General features: G+C 56.4%; 1 rRNA gene. It reads left to right on the forward strand.

What is annotated here, in order from left to right:
• Positions 1–1,177: ribosomal RNA gene (locus tag ACIQOV_RS42155) — 23S ribosomal RNA — on the forward strand; the annotation flags it as partial.

The following is a 1,177-nucleotide window of genomic DNA, read 5'->3' on the forward strand; positions in this document are numbered from 1 at the left end:
AAACATCTCAGTACCCGCAGGAAGAGAAAACAACCGTGATTCCGGGAGTAGTGGCGAGCGAAACTGGATGAGGCTAAACCTTGAGCGTGTGAGACCCGGCAGGGGTTGCGCTCAGGGGGTCGTGGGATTTTTCTTGATCGGTCTGCCGGCCGGTCGGCGAGTCAGAAACCGTATGGGTAGTCGAAGGACATGCGAAAGGTCCGGCGTAGAGGGTAAGACCCCCGTAGACGAAATCTGTACGGCTCGTTTGAAGAACTCCCAAGTAGCACGGGGCCCGAGAAATCCCGTGTGAATCTGGCGGGACCACCCGCTAAGCCTAAATATTCCCTAGTGACCGATAGCGGATAGTACCGTGAGGGAATGGTGAAAAGTACCGCGGGAGCGGAGTGAAATAGTACCTGAAACCGTGTGCCTACAAGCCGTGGGAGCGTCGTTCATCAGCTTGCTGGTGGGCCGTGACTGCGTGCCTTTTGAAGAATGAGCCTGCGAGTTTGCGGTGTGTAGCGAGGTTAACCCGTGTGGGGTAGCCGTAGCGAAAGCGAGTCCGAATAGGGCGGTTGAGTTGCATGCCCAAGACCCGAAGCGGAGTGATCTAGCCATGGGCAGGTTGAAGCGCGGGTAAGACCGTGTGGAGGACCGAACCCACCAGGGTTGAAAACCTGGGGGATGACCTGTGGTTAGGGGTGAAAGGCCAATCAAACTCCGTGATAGCTGGTTCTCCCCGAAATGCATTTAGGTGCAGCGTCACGTGTTTCTTGCCGGAGGTAGAGCACTGGATAGGCGATGGGCCTTACCGGGTTACTGACCTTAGCCAAACTCCGAATGCCGGTAAGTGAGAGCGTGGCAGTGAGACTGTGGGGGATAAGCTCCATGGTCGAGAGGGAAACAGCCCAGAACACCGACTAAGGTCCCTAAGCGTGTGCTAAGTGGGAAAGGATGTGGAGTCGCAGAGACAACCAGGAGGTTGGCTTAGAAGCAGCCACCCTTGAAAGAGTGCGTAATAGCTCACTGGTCAAGTGATTCCGCGCCGACAATGTAGCGGGGCTCAAGCACATCACCGAAGTCGTGTCATTGCAGCATATAGGGCCAACGCCTGCTGTGATGGGTAGGGGAGCGTCGTGTGCCGGGTGAAGCGGCGGTGGAAACCAGTCGTGGACGGTATACGAGTGAGAATGCA

Origin of the sequence: Kitasatospora sp. NPDC091257 (assembly GCF_044757675.1) — a bacterium.
Lineage (GTDB): Bacteria > Actinomycetota > Actinomycetes > Streptomycetales > Streptomycetaceae > Kitasatospora > Kitasatospora lactacystinica.